At 66.1% G+C, this 19,947-nt stretch carries 15 protein-coding genes; 5 read left to right on the forward strand and 10 right to left on the reverse strand.

Annotated elements, in window-relative coordinates; genetic code table 11:
- Positions 1–90 precede the first annotated feature (90 nt).
- Positions 91–999, reverse strand: coding sequence for a LysR family transcriptional regulator (locus tag RKE25_RS21875; RefSeq protein WP_311840195.1), 909 nt, complete (start codon positions 997–999; stop codon positions 91–93).
- A gap of 87 nt (positions 1,000–1,086) precedes the next feature.
- Between RKE25_RS21875 and RKE25_RS21880 the strand changes: the two genes are divergently transcribed.
- A complete protein-coding gene (locus RKE25_RS21880) occupies positions 1,087–2,160 on the forward strand; it encodes a zinc-binding dehydrogenase (RefSeq protein WP_311840196.1) in 1,074 nt (357 codons plus the stop codon).
- 114 nt (positions 2,161–2,274) lie between these two features.
- On the opposite strand, the gene RKE25_RS21885 is transcribed toward RKE25_RS21880, so the two are convergent.
- Positions 2,275–4,506, reverse strand: a complete 2,232-nt coding sequence (locus RKE25_RS21885; protein WP_311840197.1) for an NADP-dependent isocitrate dehydrogenase — start codon at positions 4,504–4,506, stop codon at positions 2,275–2,277.
- 308 nt (positions 4,507–4,814) lie between these two features.
- Between RKE25_RS21885 and RKE25_RS21890 the strand changes: the two genes are divergently transcribed.
- Positions 4,815–5,315, forward strand: coding sequence for a cupin domain-containing protein (locus RKE25_RS21890; protein WP_311840198.1), 501 nt, complete (start codon positions 4,815–4,817; stop codon positions 5,313–5,315).
- Positions 5,316–5,372: 57 nt separating this feature from the next.
- On the opposite strand, the gene RKE25_RS21895 is transcribed toward RKE25_RS21890, so the two are convergent.
- The 7 genes from RKE25_RS21895 to RKE25_RS21925 all read right to left on the reverse strand — a co-directional run bounded on the left by RKE25_RS21895 (position 5,373) and on the right by RKE25_RS21925 (position 16,463).
- Positions 5,373–5,504 carry a hypothetical protein gene (locus RKE25_RS21895; RefSeq protein ID WP_311840199.1) on the reverse strand — a complete coding sequence of 44 codons (132 nt, stop codon included), beginning with the start codon at positions 5,502–5,504 and terminating at the stop codon, positions 5,373–5,375.
- A gap of 269 nt (positions 5,505–5,773) precedes the next feature.
- Positions 5,774–7,042: a hypothetical protein gene (locus RKE25_RS21900; RefSeq protein ID WP_311840200.1), complete on the reverse strand. Its 1,269-nt coding sequence runs from the start codon at positions 7,040–7,042 to the stop codon at positions 5,774–5,776.
- Positions 7,043–7,178: 136 nt separating this feature from the next.
- Positions 7,179–7,676 (reverse strand): hypothetical protein, encoded by a 498-nt coding sequence (locus RKE25_RS21905; protein ID WP_311840201.1) that lies wholly within the window; start codon positions 7,674–7,676, stop codon positions 7,179–7,181.
- 14 nt (positions 7,677–7,690) lie between these two features.
- Positions 7,691–7,984: a LysM peptidoglycan-binding domain-containing protein gene (locus RKE25_RS21910; protein WP_311840202.1), complete on the reverse strand. Its 294-nt coding sequence runs from the start codon at positions 7,982–7,984 to the stop codon at positions 7,691–7,693.
- 543 nt (positions 7,985–8,527) lie between these two features.
- Positions 8,528–11,656, reverse strand: coding sequence for an efflux RND transporter permease subunit (locus tag RKE25_RS21915; RefSeq protein WP_311840203.1), 3,129 nt, complete (start codon positions 11,654–11,656; stop codon positions 8,528–8,530).
- Between the two features lie 196 nt (positions 11,657–11,852).
- The gene (locus RKE25_RS21920; RefSeq protein ID WP_311840204.1) at positions 11,853–15,098 is read right to left on the reverse strand and encodes an efflux RND transporter permease subunit; all 3,246 of its coding nucleotides are present in this window, start codon (positions 15,096–15,098) and stop codon (positions 11,853–11,855) included.
- A gap of 105 nt (positions 15,099–15,203) precedes the next feature.
- A complete protein-coding gene (locus RKE25_RS21925) occupies positions 15,204–16,463 on the reverse strand; it encodes an efflux RND transporter periplasmic adaptor subunit (protein ID WP_311840205.1) in 1,260 nt (419 codons plus the stop codon).
- 367 nt (positions 16,464–16,830) lie between these two features.
- Here RKE25_RS21925 and RKE25_RS21930 point away from each other — a divergent pair, with 367 nt between their 5' ends.
- Complete coding sequence (locus tag RKE25_RS21930; RefSeq protein WP_311840206.1) at positions 16,831–17,352, forward strand: c-type cytochrome; 522 nt, start codon at positions 16,831–16,833, stop codon at positions 17,350–17,352.
- A gap of 50 nt (positions 17,353–17,402) precedes the next feature.
- Here RKE25_RS21930 and RKE25_RS21935 read toward each other — a convergent pair whose 3' ends face one another.
- Positions 17,403–18,014 (reverse strand): ACP phosphodiesterase, encoded by a 612-nt coding sequence (locus tag RKE25_RS21935; protein ID WP_311840207.1) that lies wholly within the window; start codon positions 18,012–18,014, stop codon positions 17,403–17,405.
- A gap of 57 nt (positions 18,015–18,071) precedes the next feature.
- Between RKE25_RS21935 and RKE25_RS21940 the strand changes: the two genes are divergently transcribed.
- Positions 18,072–18,758, forward strand: a complete 687-nt coding sequence (locus RKE25_RS21940; protein WP_311840208.1) for an alpha/beta fold hydrolase — start codon at positions 18,072–18,074, stop codon at positions 18,756–18,758.
- Between the two features lie 19 nt (positions 18,759–18,777).
- Positions 18,778–19,902 carry a cell division protein ZapE gene (gene zapE / locus RKE25_RS21945; protein ID WP_311840209.1) on the forward strand — a complete coding sequence of 375 codons (1,125 nt, stop codon included), beginning with the start codon at positions 18,778–18,780 and terminating at the stop codon, positions 19,900–19,902.
- Positions 19,903–19,947 lie beyond the last annotated feature (45 nt).

The following is a 19,947-nucleotide window of genomic DNA, read 5'->3' on the forward strand; positions in this document are numbered from 1 at the left end:
TAGTGGCAGGGAGCGCGCCCATGATTCGCTCGCGGGCAAAACGTGAAGGCGCCATTGGGAAGCTCCGGCAACGGTCCGGTGGCGGTCGGCTCAGGCCACCGCTCCGCTGACGCGCTCCAACAGCCAGCGCAAGCCCGGGTCGGCATGATTGCGCGGATGCCACGCCGCCGAGAGCGTGAAGCCGTGCGCTTTGAACGGCAGCCTGAAGCTGTCGAGCCGATCCGCATGGCGCATGGCCAGGCGGGCCGGCAGCGTGGCGACACAGTCCGTCGCGCACAGCAGCTCCACCGCCATCGCGAAGCTCTGCACGGACGCCACCACGTCGCGCTTGCGACCCAGCGCCTCCAGATGTTCGTCCATGAATCCGTGGAAGCTGCCGCCGCTAGTGGACACGAGCACATGGCGCAAGGCGCAATAGCCAGGGAGAGTCGGCGGCCGCGCGCCGCGCGGGTGGCCCTTGCGCTGGGCGAGGACGAAGCGTTCGTCGTAGAGCTTCCGCGCCTTCATCGCCGAGGGGACCATACGCTCCGAACCCAGCAACAGATCCACCTCGCCGCTTTCGAGCTGCGCGGCGATGCGTTGCAGCTCGGGCACCACGAACGCCACGGCCACGCCGGGGCCCGCCTCACGGCTGAGCGCTTCCATCAGGCGGATGCCGAGCACCGAGGTGGCGTTATCGCTGGCCGCGATCACGAAACGACGCTTCGCTTCGCGCGGGTCGAAGCCAGCGCGATAGCGCAGCACCGATTCCAGGTCTTTCAGCGCGGCGCGCAGGGGCTCGGCCATGGCCAGCGCATAGGCGCTCGGCACCATGCCGCGCCCGCTTTCGGCGGGTATCAGCAGCGGATCGCCGAAGACGCGGCGCAGGCGCGCCAGCTGGGTGGAGACCGCCGGCTGGGTCAGATGCAGCCGCGTCGCCGCGCGGGTGACGTTGCGCTCGGCCAGCAGCATGTCGAGGGTCACCAGCAGGTTCAGGTCGATACCGCGAAGATCAACCATGTTGATAGGTCCTATCTTCGATATTCATTTCAAAGATAGGTCGGCGCTCCCTAAGGTGGCAACCAGACCTCACCAAGGAGATTCGCCATGCAAGCCTGGTTCCTCGAACATCCCGGCCAGCCGCTCGCCTTGCGCGACGTGGAGCCGCCGCAGGTGCGTCCCGGCGCCGTACTCGTGAAGATGGAAGCGGTGCCCCTGCTCAGCTATACGCGCGCCTATCTGCAGGGCAAGTTGCCCTACGCCTATCCGCCGTTGCCGTTCACGCCGGGCACCAATGGCATCGGCACGGTCGTCGCCATGGGAGCAGGCGTGCATCACTTCCGCCCGGGCCAGCGCGTGGCGCTCAACCCCTATTGGGTGGCCGACGAAGCCGCCGCGGAGCCGGCGCAGGCCTTGCTGGGCCTGACCGGCATCAGCGCCGACAGCGCCGGCATGCTGGCCGCCTTCCCGCACGGCACGCTGCGCGAGTTGAGCGAGATGCCGGCCGCCGTCCTGGTGCCGCTCGATGGGCTGGATCATCTGGCTGCGGAACGGCTGGCCGTCCTATCGAAATTCGCGATCCCCTTCGGCGGCTTGCGCCGTGGCCGGCTCGCCGCGGGCGAAACCGTCGCGGTGAATGGCGCGGGCGGCAATTTCGGCGCCGGCGCCGTGCTGTCTGCGCTGGCGATGGGCGCGGGCAAGGTGATCGCGATCGGTCGGCGCCCCGCGCCGCTGCAACGGCTGGTGGAACTCGGCCAGGGGCGCGTGGTGCCTGTGGTGCTTGGCGGAGACGTAGAACAGGACACGGCGGCGATCCGCTCGGCCGCGATTGGCGGTGTCGACCTGGCCTTCGACATGGTCGGCCAGGCTGGCGATCCGCATAGCACGCTCGCCGCGCTCCATGCCCTGCGCCGCGGGGGCCGCCTGGTGCTGATGGGCAGCATGCAGACCGAGCTGCCGGTGCCTTACGGGCAGATGCTGCTCAACAACTGGGAGCTGATCGGACACTTCATGTACACGCGCGCCGACTACCTGGCGCTGGTATCCCTGGTGCGCGCGGGACTGCTATCGCTGGATGCGGTGGAGATTCATCGGTTTGCGTTCGATGCGCTGGAGCAGGCGATCGACGATGCGGAGAAGCTGCAAGGCTTGCAGTCCACGGTGGTGTCGTTCGCTGTGTAGCACTGGTCGGGCGTCATGGAAGATCGCCCGCAGGAGACCGCCGGTTTACCGGCACCTTTCCGGAAAAAGAACGGGCGCCCAAAGGCGCCCATTCTTTCACCGCCTGGATACCGCTTACTTCGCCAACGCGTCCACCACCGCATTGAACGTCGCGCTCGGACGCATGGCCTTGCTCAGCAAGCCCATGTCCGGATGGTAGTAACCGTGAACGTCCACCGCCTTGCCCTGCGCGCCGTTGAGTTCGCCGATGATCTTGTCCTCGTTCTCGGTCAGCGCCTTGGCCACCGGCGTGAACGTCGCCTTCAGTTCGGCGTCGTCGTTCTGCTCGGCCAGCGCCTGCGCCCAGTACATGGCCAGGTAGAAATGGCTGCCGCGGTTGTCGAGCTCACCGACCTTGCGGGCGGGAGACTTGTTGTTGTCGAGGATCTTGCCGTTGGCCTGGTCCAGCGCCTTGGCCAGCACGCCCGCCTTCGCGTTGCCATAGCGGTTGCTCAGGTGCTCGAACGAGGCAGCCAAGGCGAGGAACTCGCCCAGCGAATCCCAGCGCAGGTAGTCCTCTTCCAGGAACTGCTGCACGTGCTTGGGCGCCGAACCGCCCGCGCCGGTCTCGAACAGGCCACCGCCGGCCATCAGCGGCACGATCGACAGCATCTTGGCGCTGGTGCCCAGCTCCATGATCGGGAACAGGTCGGTGAGGTAGTCGCGCAGCACGTTGCCGGTCACCGAGATGGTGTCCTGGCCCTTGCGGATGCGTTCCAGCGAAAAGCGGGTGGCGTCGACCGGCGACATCACGCGGATGTCCAAGCCGCTGGTGTCGTGGTCCTTGAGGTAGCGCTCCACCTTCTTGATCAGCTGCGTGTCGTGCGCGCGGGCCGGGTCCAGCCAGAACACGGCCGGCGTGCCGCTCAGGCGCGCGCGGGTGACGGCGAGCTTCACCCAGTCCTGGATCGGCGCGTCCTTGGTCTGGCACATGCGCCAGATGTCGCCGGCTTCGACATTCTGCTCGAGCAGTACGTTGCCTGCCTCGTCGATGACGCGTACGACGCCGTCGCCGGCGATCTGGAAGGTCTTGTTGTGCGAGCCGTATTCCTCGGCCGCCTGGGCCATCAGGCCCACGTTCGGCACGCTGCCCATGGTGGCCGGATCGAAGGCGCCGTGCGCCTTGCAGTCCTCGATTACCGCCTGGTACACGCCGGCATAGCTGCGATCCGGGATCACCGCCTTGACGTCCTGCAGCTTGCCCTCGGCGTTCCACATCTTGCCGGAGTCGCGGATCATCGCGGGCATGGACGCGTCGACGATCACGTCGCTCGGCACGTGCAGGTTGGTGATGCCCTTGTCGGAGTTGACCATCGCCAGCGCGGGGCGACGGGTGTACTCGGCGCGGATGTCGGCGGTGATTTCCGCCTGCTTGTCGGTCGGCAGCGCGTTGAGGCGGGCGTACAGGTCGCCGATGCCGTTGTTCGGATCGAAGCCGATCTGCTTGAGCGTGTCGGCGTGCTTGGCCAGTACGTCCTTGTAGAACTCGCTCACCACGATGCCGAACATGATCGGATCGGAGACCTTCATCATGGTGGCCTTCAAGTGCAGCGAGAACAGCACGCCCTGGGCCTTCGCGTCCGCAACCTGCGCGTCGATGAAGGCGGCCAGCGCCTTGCGGCTCATCACGGCGGCGTCGATGATTTCGCCGGCGCTGATCGCGGTCTTGTCCTTGAGCACGACGCTCTTGCCGTCCTTGCCGGTCCACTCGATCTTGACCGAGGTGGCCTGCGCAACGGTCACGGACTTCTCGCTACCGTAGAAATCGCCGCCGTCCATGTGCGCCACGTGCGACTTCGAATCCTTGCTCCACGCGCCCATCTTGTGTGGGTGCTTGCGCGCGTAGTTCTTCACCGAAAGCGGTGCGCGGCGGTCGGAGTTGCCTTCGCGCAGCACCGGGTTCACCGCGCTGCCCTTGACGCGGTCGTAGCGCGCCTTGGCGTCCTTCTCCTGGTCGTTCTTCGGCTCGTCCGGGTAATCCGGCAAGGCGTAGCCCTGCTGCTGCAGTTCCTTGATCGCGCCCTTGAGCTGCGGCACCGAGGCGCTGATGTTGGGCAGCTTGATGATGTTGGCGTCCGGCGTGGTGGCCAGCTGGCCCAGTTCGGCCAGATCGTCGGCGATCTTCTGCTCGGGCTTCAGCAAGTCCGGAAATTGCGCCAGGATGCGGCCGGCCAGCGAGATGTCGCGCGTTTCCACGGCGATGCCCGCCGTGTCGGCGAACGCTTTGACGATGGGCAGCAGCGATTGCGTTGCAAGGAACGGCGCCTCGTCCGTGAGGGTGTAGATGATCTTGGGGGTGTTGGACATATCTGCGATGGCCTCTTGCAACGACGTTTACAGGGAGGAAGTCGCCGACCGGCGGCGGGCGGAACCGACCACATGGCGGCGGGCTCCGCGAAAGCCAAGCATTGTCGCGGTTTCGTCCAGGCAGCGAAACCGGCGGGCAGTTCTTGCACGATGCTCCGGAGGAAGCAGGCGTACGGCGCGGTATGGAGCGATGCGCCGATGCGCCGCCCCCCGGCGCACAGCGCGCGGATGGATCCTTCACGCGCGGTGCCGGAGGATGGCGAACGTCTCGCCGCCGGGACCGTCCTTGCCCGATACCAGGAGAGGCCATGCCCCGCCGATCGATCATCCTCCCCCTGCTGACCGCCACGCTGCTGGTGGCCGGCGCACCGCCCGGCCATGCCGCCACGGCCGACACCCAGGTCCTGCTCAAGACCACGCGCTCCTGGGACGGCAAGCCGTATCCGGCCTACGGCCGCGGGCAGCCGCAGGTCACCGTGCTGCGCATCCGCATCCCCGCCCATAGCGCGCTGGGCTGGCACCACCATCCGGTGATCAATGCCGCCTACGTGCAGGAAGGCTCGATCACGGTCGAGAAGCGCGGCGAGGGCGACGAACCCGGCGCCTCGTGCTCGATCGGCGCGGGCGAGGTGCTGCCCGAGCTGGTGGACCAGGTGCACCGCGGCCGAACCGATGCCGAGCCCGTCACGCTGATCGTCTTCTATGCCGGCACGGAGGGCGGGGAGATCACCGTGCCGGACGTGCTGCCTGCCGCCGGGCCACCTTCGGGACCCGCGCCGCCTTGCCGCGACCTGCCGAAGCGGCCCTGAACGAGCTGGGGCGCGGCCATGCCGCGCCCCAGCCGCGTACACGCCCTCCGGCAGCGCTCACTTCACCGAGAACTCCTTCGTCCCCGCCGGCTGCCCGTTGAGGGTGATCTCCACCTTGTAGTTGCCTGTCGGCCAGCCGTCCGGCTTGCTGATCTCGGACGTACCGTACGTCAAGCTATGGAACCGCATGCCTTAGATGCCAGTCCCAGCGGCGAGAAGGAGCATGCAAAACGTTTTGCGATAACGTGGGCAACACAACCGCTCGACCGAGCACCATTCAACCCAATGCCATGCCGGCTCGCCAGGGATAACGCGCCTCAACCTGCCCTTCCATTACTGATACTGGCGGCCGGCGCGATGCCAAACCGCCAGAGGCGAGATATGCCGGCGACGCGAAGCCCTTCCGATGCCACCGATCACGCCGAGGTCATATCCCCGCGAATAACGCCATCCTCAAGTCAAGGCACGACGATGTTTCCAGAATTACCTACGGCATTGTTATTGCCGTTATAGGTCGCTATGCCGTATACGTAAATTTTCTTACCGAAGTACTGAGTTCTGATCTGCGTGGTTAACGGAATAGCGAATCGGTAATTCCCACCGGAAACAGCACAACTGCTAGCCACTGCCGGTTCGCTGGCTGCATTGGCCAGATAACGACCGACATAGATGCCGCCGGCTCCATAAGGAGCGCCGACATAGACGTCGACATAGATCGACTGCGGGACACCCTTTGTGCACGACCAGCCACTCAGGATCGGGTCTCCACCTGAATAGGCGATGCCATCCAAGTTACCTATGACCGGATTTGACCATTGTTTGAAAGTTTGACCTATTTGATTGTAAGGCGTAGTAAGCGAGGGAATATCCCGTACGCCGGGACAGTTGACGTCAGGGCTAAACCAGCGGAACGGTGACAGCCAGATCGCCGTCGGGTCGTCCAGCATCAGGTCATAGAACTTGAACGGATTGGGGTAGCTGCTACCACCACCAACATCACAGCCACTTGATGCCTTGGGAACGAGGATGGTGCGCTGGTTCGGTGCAAGCATCGACTTGAGCTGGTCGTACTCCTGGTCCCACCGAGCATCGCTTGCACCATAGTCATCGAAACCTACCCAATCCGTCAGCGTGACGGTATTGGGCATGTTGACGAACCCCGGCGTCAGAATCATTGCAAGCGGCACCGAGGCAGTTGCTGGATTGCCACGTATCGCGTTGATGGCATTGATCATTGCCGGGTGTGCAGCACCATCTTGGTCGTACAGACCAGAGAGCTCCGGCTCATCGATGAGGTAGATTGCGGCCACAGTACTGAGCTGCGGATTGCCCGGAATCAGATAACCAGCGGATATCAGCCTATCGACGAAGGCTGACCACACAGCGCTTGCGTTGGGTTCGGCCTGCCATTGGCCGGACGCGTTGTACTGAAATACGAACGGCGTCGCCGTAATAATGGCTTTCACCCCGTTTATGCGGGCCTGTTCCAGCTGCGAGAGTACATACGTCGTCGTACCATCCCTGCCGGCCGCCGTCGTATTACCAGCCCACATATCGATGTGATACAGATTGATGCGATTATAGTTCTCGCTGAACGAGGTCGCGCTGCTGTTATAACTTGAAGCATCGTTGTAGAAGTAACCGAAATATTGCGGGCTGGCAGATTGTGCCCACCCCATTAACGGGAAAAGCAATATCAATGCCAGCATCCACCTGATCGACGACATACACAGCCTCCTTTCCTTATCGATAGTCCTTACTCACCAGCACATGAACATAGACTTGTGACAATCGTGCGTCACCTACCAATCACATGTAGAAAAAAGCGCGGTCGTCCCGCGCTTTTTTCTCGAAGAAATCAACTTACTTCACCGAGAAGTCCTTCGTCCCCGCCGGCTGCCCGTTGAGGGTGACGTCCACCTTGTAGTTGCCCGCAGGCCAGCCATCCGGCTTGCTGATCTCGAACGAGGTGGTGGCCGGGCCGGTCGGCGCGATGGTCTTGCTGTCTTCCTTCACCGTCTGGCCGTCCTGGTAAGTCCACTTCACTGCGATAGTGGCGTTGCCGCTGCCGGTGGTGCTGACGGCGGCGTAGATCGAATCCTTCGGACTGAACGTGGTGGTGGCGGTCGTGACCTTCTGGTCCGCGCCCACGGCGCTGCCCAGATCGATGGATGCCAGGCTGACGGCCTCTGCCGGCGCCGGTGCCGGCGCGGCGGGCGTAGCCGGCTGCGCCGCGGTGGCGCTCGCGGCCGGCGGCGCGGCGGTAGGCGCCGTGGCGTCTTCTTTCTTGCCGCAGGCGGACAGGGCGACCGCCGCGGTCAGGGCGAAAGCAGCAAGGTAAGCGGTACGGGTGATCTTCATGCGTCGTTTCCTCTTCAGTCCTTGGCGGGGATCTTCAGTACCTGACCGGGCTTGATCAGGTCAGGGTTGCTCAGCTGGTCGCGGTTGGCATCGAAGATGCGCTTCCAATCGGCACTGCCGTAGAAGTGCTTGGCGATCTTGGAGAGGTTGTCGCCGGATTGCACCGTATAGGTCTGCTCGCCATCCGGCGCAGTCGAAGCGACCTTGCTCTCCACATTGCTGAAGTCCGCCTTGGGCGCATCGGGCGCCGTCGAACGGACCTCGCTCTGCACATTGGAGAAATCGGGTTTTCCCGTTTCATTGCCCATCGAACACTCCTCCTTCCCGTAAGGAGCGGCCAGTGTTCCGGCTCGGGGGTTAACGTGCCGTTATTGCGGGGGCTCGGTGACACTGGCGTGGGGTTTTTCGCCAGCACCCACACCTTATCCCGCCTTCTCCCCAGAGGGGAGAAGGCGAAGTGAGGTACCGCGGCAAGCAGCCAACGACCAAGCAAGAGCGAGCGAAGCGACGCTCCGTACGGCTCTTGATCTCCCGGGTTCCCTTCGCGGCGGTGAGGGCTGGACGATCAGGCCGCCGCAGGCGGGCGGGGACAGGACGTCCCCGCCTTTTCGATTCGGGCATGGATGCCCGATCGAAAAGCCCGGCCAGCCCTCAACGCACCCGGAGCAGCGTAGGCTGCGGAGGGCGCCGCGCAGGGGGCCCTTCTTCTTGGTTACTTCTTCTTGGGCAAGCAAGAAGAAGTAACTCGCTCTCCGGCAGGAGAGCGAAACCCTCGCCCTCCGGGCGAGACAAGGCTGGCAACCAGCTACGCGAGGGCGTGGACCAGTCCCCGCGGGACCACCAAGCGCCGCTCACGACGCGCGCACCACCGCCCCCGCGCGCTCACGCCGGCGCGCCCGCCGCACCTTCCACCGATCCGCCAGACAACTGAAAATCACATACAACGCCGGCGTACTCAGCAACGTCAAACTCTGCGAGATCAACAAACCGCCGATCAGCGCGATACCCAGCGGCCGCCGCAACTCCGACCCCTCGCCCAACCCGATCGCGATCGGCAAGGCCGCGAGAATCGCCACCATCGTCGTCATCATGATCGGCCGGAAGCGCACGATGCAGGCCTCGCGTGCCGCCTCGAGCGGCGACTTGCCGTGCTCGCGCTGCGCAACCAGGGCGAAGTCGATCATCATGATCGCGTTCTTCTTCACGATGCCGATCAACAGCACCAGTGCGATCTGCGCAACGATCGACAACTCCGTATCCGTGACCCACAGCGCCAGCAACGCGCCCATGCCGGCCGCCGGCAAGGTCGAAAGAATCGTCACCGGGTGGATAAGGCTCTCGTAGAGCATGCCAAGCACGATGTACACGGTGATGATCGCCGCCGCGAGCAACAACAGCATGCCGCTCTGCGACTGCTGGAAACGCCGGAAATCACCGCCGACGTTGAGCCGGATGTCGCCCGGCATGCGCATGTTCGAGATGGTCGCCTGCACGATCTGCATCGCCTCGCCCATGCTCACGCCAGGCGCGAGATTGAAGCTCAGGTCCATCGTCGAATACTGGTCCTCGTGCGAAATGGTGGACGGCGCCACCCCGGGTTCCTGCCGCGCGAAGGCGGTGAGCGGCACCATCTCGCCCTTGTTGCTGGAGACGTAGATGCGGTTGATTGCCTCCGGCGTAGCCGTCTCGTTGGGCAGCGCGTTGAGCACCACCTTGTACTGATTGATGTCCGAATAGATGGTGGAGACCTGGCGCTGGCCGAAGGCGTTGTACAGCGCACTGTCGATGGTGCCGATGCCCACGCCCAGGCGCGCGGCTTTGTCGCGATCGACGACGATGTTCTGGCGCAGGCCCGCATCGTCGATGTCCGAGCCCACGTCCTTGAGCTTGGGGTTCTTCTTCAGCTCGTTGACCAGCTTAGGCAGCCATTCCTGCAATTCGTTGACGTCATTACCCTGCAGCGAAATCTGGTACTGCGCGCCCTGCCCACCGCCGCCGAATCCGCCGCTGGGCAGGTCCTGCAGCGGGCGCAGGCGCAGGTTGAGGTCCGGATACTTCGCCGCCTTGGCGCTCAGCCGGTCCAGCACCTGGAAGGTGGTCTCGCGGCGTCCATCGGCGCGGGTCTTCAGCTCGATGCTGAAGGAGCCGCTGGTGCCGGTGCGGCTGGTACCCAGGCGCGAGCTGACCGACTTCACCGCCGGATCGGCCAGCAGCATCGCGGTGATGCGCTCCTGGCGGCTGATCGTCTCGCCGAAGGACACCGTGGCGCTGGAGGTGGAGCGGCCCCAGATCAGGCCGGTGTCCTGCTGGGGAAACAGGCCGGTGCGCACGGCGCTGCCCAGGAACACCGTCGCCACGATCAGCGCCAGCGGCGTCAGCGCGAACAGCAGTGCGTGGCGCAACGAAAAATTGAGTGCAGCCGTATAGATGGCCAGCATGCCGCCGTGGAAGCGATCAAGCGCCCGATCCAGCCGCGAAGGCTCCTTGCGCTTCTGGTCGTCGTGCGCGCGCAGGAACCGCCCGCACAGCGAGGGCGTCAGGGTCAGCGACACGAACATCGACATGACGATGGCGGCCACCAGCGTCAGGGTGAATTCGTGCATGAACAGACCGACGAAGCCGCTGGCGAACAGCAGCGGGATGAATACCGCCACCAGCGAGGCGGTAATCGAGACGATGGTGAAGCCGATCTCCCGCGCGCCCAGCAGCGTGGCCTGCAGCCGGGGAATGCCCTCGTCCATGTGCCGGATCACGTTCTCGATCACCACGATGGCATCGTCCACCACGAAGCCGATCGCGATCACCAGGGCCAGCAGAGTGAGGTTGTTGAGCGTATAGCCGAACACGTACATGCATACGAAGGCGCCGGCGAGCGACAGGGGCACGGCCACCGCGGCGATGAGGGTAGGCGCCAGCCGGCGCAGGAACAGCGCCATGGTCAGTACCACCATGGCCAGGCTGATCAGCAAGGTGGCCTGCACTTCATGCAGCGAGGCACGGATGGTCGGCGTGCCGTCGAAATACGGAGTCAGCGTGGTTCCTGGCGTCAGGAAGCCGCGCAGCGTCGGGATCAGGTCACGCACCGCGTCCACGGTGGCGATGACGTTGGCGTCCGACTTCTTGTACACGTACATCAGCACCGCCGGCTTGTCCTGGAACCAGGCGGCCTGGTACGCGTCCTGCTGGCCGGCGTAGACCTTGGCCACGTCCGAGAGGCGCACCGGCGTGCCGTTGCGCATGGCGATCACCAGGTCGGCGAATTCCTCGGCGGAATGCAGGTTGTCGTTGGCGGTGATCGCCATGGTGGTCAGGCCGTTCGACAGGAACCCCTGCGGCGAGGTCACGTTGGCGGCGATCAGCGCATTGCGCACCTGATCCGGCGACAAGCCCATCGAGTTGAGCGCGCGCAGATTGAGGTCCACGCGGATGGCCGGCGTGGCCGCGCCGGCGATGTCCACCGACGACACGCCGTCCAGCTGGCGCAGGCGCTGCGCCAGCAGCGAATCGGCGACGTTGTAGAGCGCAGCCGCGGATTGCGTATCCGACGTCAGCGCGAACGCGATGATCGGGTCGTCGTTCGGATTGGCCTTCTGGTAGCTCGGCGGGCTGTTGAGGCCGGTCGGCAGATCCGGCTGGGCGGCATTGATCGCCGCCTGCACGTCGCGCGCGGCCGAGTCCAGGTTGCGACCGCTCTGGAAGATCATGAATACCGCGGTGCTGCCCTCGGAACTGCGCGAGCGCATGGTGTCGATGCCCGGCACCTGGCCCAGGTGGCGCTCCAGCGGCGCGGCCACGGTAGAGGCCATCGTGTTGGCGTCGGCGCCGGCCTGGCTGGCCTGCACGAAGATCACGGGGAACTGGATCTCCGGCAGCGCGGCTACGCCGAGCAGGGAGTAGCAGATGATCCCGAGCACGAACACGCCGATGGCGAGCAGCGAGGTACCGATCGGGCGGCGGATGAACGGGCCGGAGATGTTCATGCGGTTAGCGTAGCGGGGGAATGGCCGGTCCCGCGTAGGGAACGGGTGAAGCGGAGTCCGTCATGCTCAACGCGCCAGCGCCGCATCGGTTGATCGGGTGCCATGGCAACTGCCGCCCCAGGACGCCGAAAGGGGCGGGGCCTCACGGCCCCACCCCTCGTTTCGCAGCGCGCTCCGGCCGGCCGGTCGGGCGGCTTCACGCCGCCGCGCTTCCGCCGGTGGCCGCGCGTTCCAGCGCACGGCGTTCGCGACGAACCTTCAGCCATTCGGAGAACCGCTCCATGTACAGGTAGATCACCGGCGTCGTGTACAGAGTGACGAGCTGGGACAACAGCAGGCCGCCGACGATGGAGACGCCCAGCGGCCGGCGCAGCTCCGCGCCGATGCCGTTGCCCAGCGCCAGGGGCAGCGCGCCGAGCATGGCCGCGGCGGTGGTCATCATGATCGGGCGGAAGCGCAGCAGGCAGGCCCGGCGGATCGCCTCGGCAGCGCTCATGCCGGTGCGCTGCGCCTCAATCGCGAAGTCGATCATCATGATCGCGTTCTTCTTCACGATGCCGATCAGCAGCACGATGCCCACGATGCCGTCCACCGACAGGCTCATGCCGCACAGGATCAGCGCCAGCAATGCGCCCACGCCGGCCGGCGGCAGGGTGGAGATGATGGTCAGCGGGTGGATGTAGCTCTCGTAGAGCACGCCCAGCACGATGTAGATCACCACGATGGCGGCGAGCAGCAACAGCACTTCATCGCCCAGCGAGGAGGAGAACTCCGCCGCCTTGCCGATGAACTGGCCGCGCACCTGCGCCGGGAAGTTCAGCTGCTGCTCCAGCTCGTGGATGGCCTTGACCGCGTCGGACAGCGAATAGCCCGGCGCCACGTTGAACGACAACGTCACCGCCGGCAGCTGCTGCTGGTGGCTGACCACCAGCGGCGCGCTGGTGACTTGCGCGCTGGCCAGCGAGGCGATCGGAATGGTGCCGCCGGCGCCGACCTGGAAGCCGATGTTGCCAGTGTTGCCGATACCCGAAGGCGTGGCGGAGTTGCTCGACGCCGCCTGGCCGAACGTGGTGGCGTTGCTGCCGGTCAGCGCACCGTTGCCGTTGCCGCGCACGGTGAGCTTGTTGAGCAGGTCCTGGCTGGTGCGGAACTCCGGCGCCACTTCCAGCACCACGCGGTACTGGTTGAGCTGGGTGAAGATGGTCGAGATCTGGCGCTGGCCGAAGGAGTCGTACAGCGTGTCGTCGATGGTCTGCACCGGCACGCCCAGGCGGCTGGCCTTTTCGCGGTCGATGGTGAGCTTCAGCGCGTTGCCGCTGTCGGCCAGGTTGTTGTCCACGTCGGCCAGTTCGGGCCGCTGGCGCATGGCCTGGGTCATCTGATTGGCATAGCCGGCCAGCTCGACCGAGTTCACCGCGGACATCGAGTACTGGTATTCGGTGGCCGCCACGCGGCTGTCCAGCGTGACGTCCTGCACCGGCTTGAGGTACAGCGCGACACCCGGGATGCCGGACACCGCCTGCTGCAGGCGCGGCAGGATGTCGCCCAGTCCGCCGCGGTCGCCGCGATCCTTCAGCACGATGCTCAGCTGGCCCTGGTTGAGCGTGGGGTTGATCGAACCGGCGCCGATGAAGGCAGCCACGCCACTGACCGCCGGGTCCTTGCGCAAGGCCTCGGCCACGGCCTGGGTGCGCTGCTCCATCTGCGGGAAGGCCACGTTCTGGTCCGCCTGCACCACGCCGGTGATCAGGCCGGTGTCCTGCTCGGGCAGCAGGCCCTTGGGAATCGCGACGTAGAGGAACACCGTCACCACCACGGTGACCAGCGCGACGAAGATGGTGAAACGCTGGTGCGCGAGGACCCAGCCCAGGGTGCGGTCGTACAGGTCCACCGTGCGCGACCACACGGTCTGCTTGCCGGCGGCGGCGTGGCGCTCGTGCGCGTCGTCGCCCTCCGGCAGCGCGTCCGGCTTGAGCAGGTAGGCGCACATCATCGGCGTCAGGGTCAGCGACACCAGCATGGAGATCGCCACCGCGATGGTCAGCACCCAGGCGAACTCGTGGAACAGGCGTCCGGTGACGCCGGGCATCAGCAGCAGCGGCAGGAACACGGCGATCAGCGAGACGGTCAGCGACAGCACCGTGAAGCCGATTTCCTTGGCGCCGATCTCCGCCGCCTCCTTGCCGCTCTTGCCTTGCTCGATGTAGCGGACGATGTTCTCGATCATCACGATCGCGTCGTCCACCACGAAGCCGGTGGCGACGGTCAGCGCCATCAGCGAGAGGTTGTCCAGCGACATGCCGGCGAAGGCCATCACGCCGAAGGTGCCCATCAGCGACAGCGGCACCGCGACCGATGGAATGATCGTCGCCCACAGGCGCCGCAGGAACACGAAGATCACGGCCACCACCAGGAAGACGGTGAGGATCAGCGTGAACTGCACGTCCTCCACCGACGCGCGGATGGTGATGGTGCGGTCGGCGAACACATCCAGGTGCACGTCCGCCGGCAGCACGCTGCGCAGTTCCGGCATGATTGCGCGGATGTGCTCGACCGTCTGCACGATGTTGGCACCCGGCTGGCGGCGGATATCCAGCAGCACCGCCGGCTTGCCGTTGGCCCAGGCGGCGAGCTGGTCGTTCTCCACGCCGTCGACCACGCGCGCCACGTCGGACAGGCGCACGGGCGCGCCGTTCTTGTAGCTGATGATGGTGGTCTTGTACTCGGCCGCGTCGACCAGCTGGTCGTTGGTGCCGATGCTGTAGCTCTGGGTCTTGCCGTTGAGCGTGCCCTTGGGCGCATTCACGTTGGCCTGGGTGAGCGCGCTGCGCACGTCCTCCATGGTCAGGCCGAGGTTGGACAGCTGCGCCGGATTCACCTGGATGCGCACGGCCGGGCGCACGTTGCCGGCGATCGACACCAGGCCCACGCCCTGCACCTGCGAGAGCTTCTGCGCCAGGATCGAGTCGGCGTAGTTGTTGACCTCACGCAGCGGCAGGCTGTCGGAAGTGAGCTTGAGCGTGAGGATCGGCGCGTCGGCCGGGTTCACGCGGTTGTACACCGGCGGATACGGCAGATTGTTCGGCAGCGTGCCCTTGGCCTGGTTGATGGCGGCCTGCACGTCCTGCGCGGCGATGTCGATGTCGCGATCCATGGCGAACTGCAGCACGATGGTCGACAGGCCCGCGGACGAGTCCGAGGTCATCATCGTCAGGCCGGAGATCTGGCCGAAGTTGCGCTCCAGCGGGGTGGTGATCAGCGCCGCCATGGTGGACGCGCTGGCGCCCGGATACTGGGTGGTGACCACCAGGCTGGGCGCGTCGATTTCCGGCAGCGCCGACACCGGCAGCTGCCGGTAGCCCAGGATGCCGAGCAGCATGACCGCCACCATCAGCAGCGAGGTGGCGATCGGCCGGCGGATGAAGAGCGTCGAGAATCCCATGGTTACCTGGATGGCCGTCCGTTGTGGACTTCAAGGCGCGGCGCGTCTCTGCGCCGCACGTGGCGCCGGGCGTCGCGCTGCAAGCGCGCGCCCGGCCGGTTTGGCTTAGCCGCCGCGGCGACCGCCGCCGCGCTGCTGACCCTTCTTGCTCTGCTGCTGCAGTTCCTCGGCGGTCGGCGCGGCCGGCACTTCGCCGGGCTTGAGCGCCTTCACCTTGCTGCCCGGCTTCAGGCGGAACTGGCCTTCGGTGACCACCTGGTCGCCTTCCTTGAGGCCCGAGCCGATCATCACGTGGCTGTCGCCCACCTCGCCGGCGACCTTCACCGGCTGCATCTTGACCGTGGCATCGCCCTGCACCTGGTAGACGTAGTCGCCATCCGGGCCGCGCTGCACCGCCTGCGACGGGATCACCAGGCCGCCCGCCACGGTACGCACCTTCAGGCGCACGTTGACGAACTGGCCGGGCCACAGGTCGTTCTTCTCGTTGGTGAACTGCGAGCGCAGGCGGAAGGTGCCGGTGGTGGTGTCGATCTGGTTGTCGATCACCTTCAGCTCGCCGCCTTCGGCGATCGGATGGGCATCGACGCGGTCCAGCGCGGTCACCTGCAGCGGCTCGCCGCTGCCGCGCACGGCATTGCGCACCATCTCCAGGTTCTGCTCCGGCAGCGTGAACATCACGTAGATGGGATGCAGCTGGGTGATGGTGACGATGCTGCTGGTGGTGGTGACCAGGTTGCCCGGGTCGACGCCGCGGATGCCGGTGACGCCGTCGATCGGCGACAGCACCTTGGTGAAGCCCAGCTGCACCTGCGCGCTGGCGATGGCGGCCGCATCGGCCTCGACCGCGGCCTGGTACTGCAATACCTGGTTGCGCTGGGTGTCCAGGTCCTGCTTGGAGATGTAGCCCTGCGGCGCGAGATTCTGGCTGCGCACCAGGTTGGCGCGCGCCGTGGCCAGCAGCGCCTCGTCCTGCGCCTTCTTGCCCACGGCCTGCTGATAGTTGGCCTGGAACGTGCGCGGGTCGATCTGGGCGAGCACGTCGCCCTTCTTCACTTCCTGGCCTTCCGTGAAGTTCAGGGTCATCAGCTGGCCGGAGACCTGCGGATTGATGGTCACCGTGTTCAGCGCCTGTACCGTGCCCAGCGCCGTCAGGTAGACGGGCACGTCGCGCTTGGCCACCGGCTCGACCGTGACTGGCACCGGCGCCTCCTTGCCATCGCCCTTGCCCGGGCCGCCCTGGCCGTTGCCAGCCTCCTGGCCGGGACCGCCTTGGCCGCCGCCGGACTTGTGCATCACACGGAAACCGACCGCTCCCACCGCGATCACGGCGATGACGATCAGCGCGATCTTCCAAAAACGCGACATGAAGAAACTCCTGGATGAAAGGCGGGCCACCCGAACCCGCCGCGCGCGGCTGCACGCCTGATTGGTACGACGGCGAAAGGATAGGGGCAGTTCAACGATATTGGACAATGCCAGTTGACAGGGGTAGCGCATGACCGATGGCAGGGATCCCGCGCCACTATGCGATCCGACGATGTCGGCACGGTGTCCGTTCCCGGCGATGGACCGGGCGCGGGCGCCCTGGTTCCCTCATCGGGGCGGCCGCGGGACGCCTGGCAGACTTGGCGCTTCGTTCGTCTATAATCCCGGGCTTCTTGCCTGAACCCGCGGTCCGGCCAGGCCCGACGGTTCGCCCACCGAAACCGGGAGTACTTGCGTGAGCGGTTCCATGACCAAATCCGACCAGAGCTTCATGCGCAGCTTCTCGTTGCTGATCGCTGGCCTGGGTGTGCTGACGCTGCTGCTGATCGGCGGTGCGTGGATGATCTACGACGCCGAGCCCAAGGAAATCAACCCGGAAGCGGCCAAGAAGGTGGCCGAGCGCATCTCCCCGGCGGGTGCCGTGTACGCCGGCGACACTGGCCGCGCCGCCATGCAGGCCGCGGCCGAGGCCGCCGCGAAGGCCGCCGCTTCGCAGGTCGCCTACGGCGGCAGCACCGACGGCAAGACCATCTACGACAACCTCTGCCACAGCTGCCACACCGCCGGCGTCGCCGGCGCGCCCAAGCTGGGCGACAAGGGCGCCTGGGGTTCGCGCATCGCCCAGGGCCTGGACACGCTGGTCAAGCACGCCATCGAGGGCTACCACGGTCCGGACGGCAACTTCATGCCGGCGAAGGGCGGCAACCCGGCCCTCACCGACGAGCAGGTGAAGAACGCCGTGCACTGGATCGTGGACCAGGCCAAGTAAGCCTCGTTCGCGAAACCGCGATGAGAGAAGCCGCCCCAGGGCGGCTTTTTTCATGCCTGCGCGGTATCGGACGGAGAGCGCTCGGCGATCCAGTCCGCCGCAAAAACGAGCAGCTGCGGGAAGAACGCCTCGAAGTGCATGCGCAACGGCTGCTCCAGTTCGACCAGCACGGGCAGCGCGATGCCGACCGGATTGGCCCGGCTCAACCGCCCGGACAGGCCCTGCAATGCGCGCCCGATCTCGGTGCGATCGGCGTAGGCCGCCGGCAGGTTCCGCGCGTCCATATAGTTGCGGAAGCGCTTGAGTCCGTCGGGCAGCAGCGCGTCGTGCCGGTGCAGCAGCGCGCGCAGCTGGTCCGAATAGGGATCCAGCGGTTGCCCGCTCCAGCGCGTGAAATCGCGCGCCAGTTCGTGATCGAACCACATGTCCAGCAGGATGCCGCCGAAGCGCCGGAACGGCGGCGGCAACAGGCGCCTGGCCGCGGCCACTTCGGCGTGGCTGTCGGTATAGACGTCGATCGCGCGATGCAGGCGGATGCCATCGATCACCCGCGGCGGAAAGCGCTCCGGATCAGGCTGCCCGTGCACGAAGTCGCCGAGCATGCCGCCGAGCCGCAGCGCTTCCTCGTCGCCGGCCAGCAGGGCGTGGGCCAGATGGTTCATGCCGCCGGCCCCCGCGCGGACGGGCGGCGGGCCGGCCCGGCGGTTATCATCCTGCGCATGACTCCCATCGCCTTCCCCAACGATCCGGATCAATTCCCCGGAGAAGAGGCCAGCTTCGCGCTCCAAGGCCCGGCCGGCAAGCTCGAAACGATCACCAGCGTGGCCGACCCTGCCGAAGCGCGCCGCGGCGTGGCGGTGATCTGCCACCCCAATCCCGTGCAGGGCGGCACCATGCACAACAAGGTGGTGACCATGGTGGAGCGCAGCCTGCGCGAGCTCGGCGTGGACACCGTGCGCTTCAACTTCCGCGGCACCGGCGCTTCCGAAGGCAGCTACGACGACGGCAACGGCGAGAGCGACGATCTCGCCGCGGTGGTGCGCTGGGTGCGCAAGGTGCGGCCAGGCGATGCGCTGTGGCTGGCCGGCTTCTCCTTCGGCAGCTACGTGAGCCTGCGCAATGCGGTGGTGCTGAAGGCCGACGCGCTGATCAGCATCGCCCCGCCCGCCGACCGCTATGCGTTCGAGACCCTCGCGCTGCCGCAGTGCCCGTGGCTGGTGGTGATGGGCGAGGAAGACGAAGTGGTCGAGCCGAAGAAAGTGTTCGACTGGATCGACAGCCTCGCCAAGAAGCCCGAACTCGTACGCATGCCCGAGACCGGGCACTTTTTTCATCGCCGCCTGATGGACCTGCGCGGCGCCATCAAGCACGTCGTGCAGGACTGGCTGCCGCCCAAGCGCGGCTGACTGCCTTCCCCGGTTTCCCATGAGCGATACATCCACGATCGCGCCCAGCGCGCGCTACCACGAAGGCGTCGCCGCGCACCGCTGGGAATGCGACCCCGCGCAGCTGGCCGTGCTCCCCGAATTCGACCGCATGCATGCGGAGCTGTCCGCCGCCCAGGCCAGCGCCGGTGGCAATGGCCTGTTCGGACGACTGAAGTCGCTGCTCGCCGGCGAGGCGCGCGAAGCGGTGCCCGGCCTGTACCTGTGGGGCAGCGTAGGCCGCGGCAAGACCTTCCTGATGGACCTTTTCGTCGCCAGCCTGCCCCAGGGCGTGGCGCTGCGCCGGCACTACCACCGCTTCATGGGCGAGGTGCACCAACGCCTGCGCGAACTGGGCAATCGCCAGGATCCGTTGCTGGAAGTGGCCGACGGCATCGCCGAGCGCTGCCGCGTGCTGTGCCTGGACGAGTTCCTGGTCAACGACATCGGCGACGCGATGATCCTGGGCACGCTGCTGCAAGCCCTGTTCGAGCGCGGCGTCAGCCTGGTCACCACGTCGAACACGCAGCCGCAGAACCTCTACAAGGACGGCCTGCAGCGTGCGCGCTTCCTGCCGGCGATCGCGCTGATCGAGCAGTACTGCCACGTGGTGGAGATGGTCTCCTCGCACGACTGGCGCCTGCGCGCGCTCACCCAGGCGCCGGTGTACTTCACGCCGCCCAGCGTCGAGGCCGAGCGCTCGCTGGCGCGTATCTTCGCCACGCAGGCACAGGGCGACACGATCGAAGGCGGCGAGATCACGGTCAACGACCGCCCGATCCCGGTGCGCAAGCGCGCCGACAACATCCTGTGGTTCGACTTCGATGCATTGTGCGAAGGGCCGCGCGCCGTTTCCGACTACATCGAGATCGCCAAGAGCGGCCCGGCCGTGATCGTCTCCAACGTGCCGCAGTTCTCCATCTACAGCGAAGATGCGGCCCGCCGCTTCGTGCTGCTGGTGGACGAATTCTACGACCGCCACGTGAAGCTGATCCTTTCCGCCGCCGCGCCGATCACCGAGCTGTACGACGGCCAGCGCCTGCGTGCCGAGTTCGGCCGCACGGAGTCGCGCCTGATCGAGATGCAGAGCGAGGAATACCTGGCCGCCGAGCACCGGGCGGACTGACACCCCGCGAAATCGCGACCACGACACGCTCCGGCCCGTTTCCCG

The sequence above is a fragment of the Dyella sp. BiH032 genome (genome assembly GCF_031954525.1).
Taxonomy (GTDB): Bacteria; Pseudomonadota; Gammaproteobacteria; order Xanthomonadales; family Rhodanobacteraceae; genus Dyella_D.

Coding starts and splice junctions, on each gene's coding strand:
- RKE25_RS21875 (WP_311840195.1), bottom strand. CDS start 999: ATGGTTGATCTTCGCGGTATCGACCTGAACCTGCTGGTGACCCTCGAC.
- RKE25_RS21880 (WP_311840196.1), top strand. CDS start 1,087: ATGCAAGCCTGGTTCCTCGAACATCCCGGCCAGCCGCTCGCCTTGCGC.
- RKE25_RS21885 (WP_311840197.1), bottom strand. CDS start 4,506: ATGTCCAACACCCCCAAGATCATCTACACCCTCACGGACGAGGCGCCG.
- RKE25_RS21890 (WP_311840198.1), top strand. CDS start 4,815: ATGCCCCGCCGATCGATCATCCTCCCCCTGCTGACCGCCACGCTGCTG.
- RKE25_RS21895 (WP_311840199.1), bottom strand. CDS start 5,504: ATGCGGTTCCATAGCTTGACGTACGGTACGTCCGAGATCAGCAAGCCG.
- RKE25_RS21900 (WP_311840200.1), bottom strand. CDS start 7,042: ATGTCGTCGATCAGGTGGATGCTGGCATTGATATTGCTTTTCCCGTTA.
- RKE25_RS21905 (WP_311840201.1), bottom strand. CDS start 7,676: ATGAAGATCACCCGTACCGCTTACCTTGCTGCTTTCGCCCTGACCGCG.
- RKE25_RS21910 (WP_311840202.1), bottom strand. CDS start 7,984: ATGGGCAATGAAACGGGAAAACCCGATTTCTCCAATGTGCAGAGCGAG.
- RKE25_RS21915 (WP_311840203.1), bottom strand. CDS start 11,656: ATGAACATCTCCGGCCCGTTCATCCGCCGCCCGATCGGTACCTCGCTG.
- RKE25_RS21920 (WP_311840204.1), bottom strand. CDS start 15,098: ATGGGATTCTCGACGCTCTTCATCCGCCGGCCGATCGCCACCTCGCTG.
- RKE25_RS21925 (WP_311840205.1), bottom strand. CDS start 16,463: ATGTCGCGTTTTTGGAAGATCGCGCTGATCGTCATCGCCGTGATCGCG.
- RKE25_RS21930 (WP_311840206.1), top strand. CDS start 16,831: ATGACCAAATCCGACCAGAGCTTCATGCGCAGCTTCTCGTTGCTGATC.
- RKE25_RS21935 (WP_311840207.1), bottom strand. CDS start 18,014: ATGAACCATCTGGCCCACGCCCTGCTGGCCGGCGACGAGGAAGCGCTG.
- RKE25_RS21940 (WP_311840208.1), top strand. CDS start 18,072: ATGACTCCCATCGCCTTCCCCAACGATCCGGATCAATTCCCCGGAGAA.
- zapE (WP_311840209.1), top strand. CDS start 18,778: ATGAGCGATACATCCACGATCGCGCCCAGCGCGCGCTACCACGAAGGC.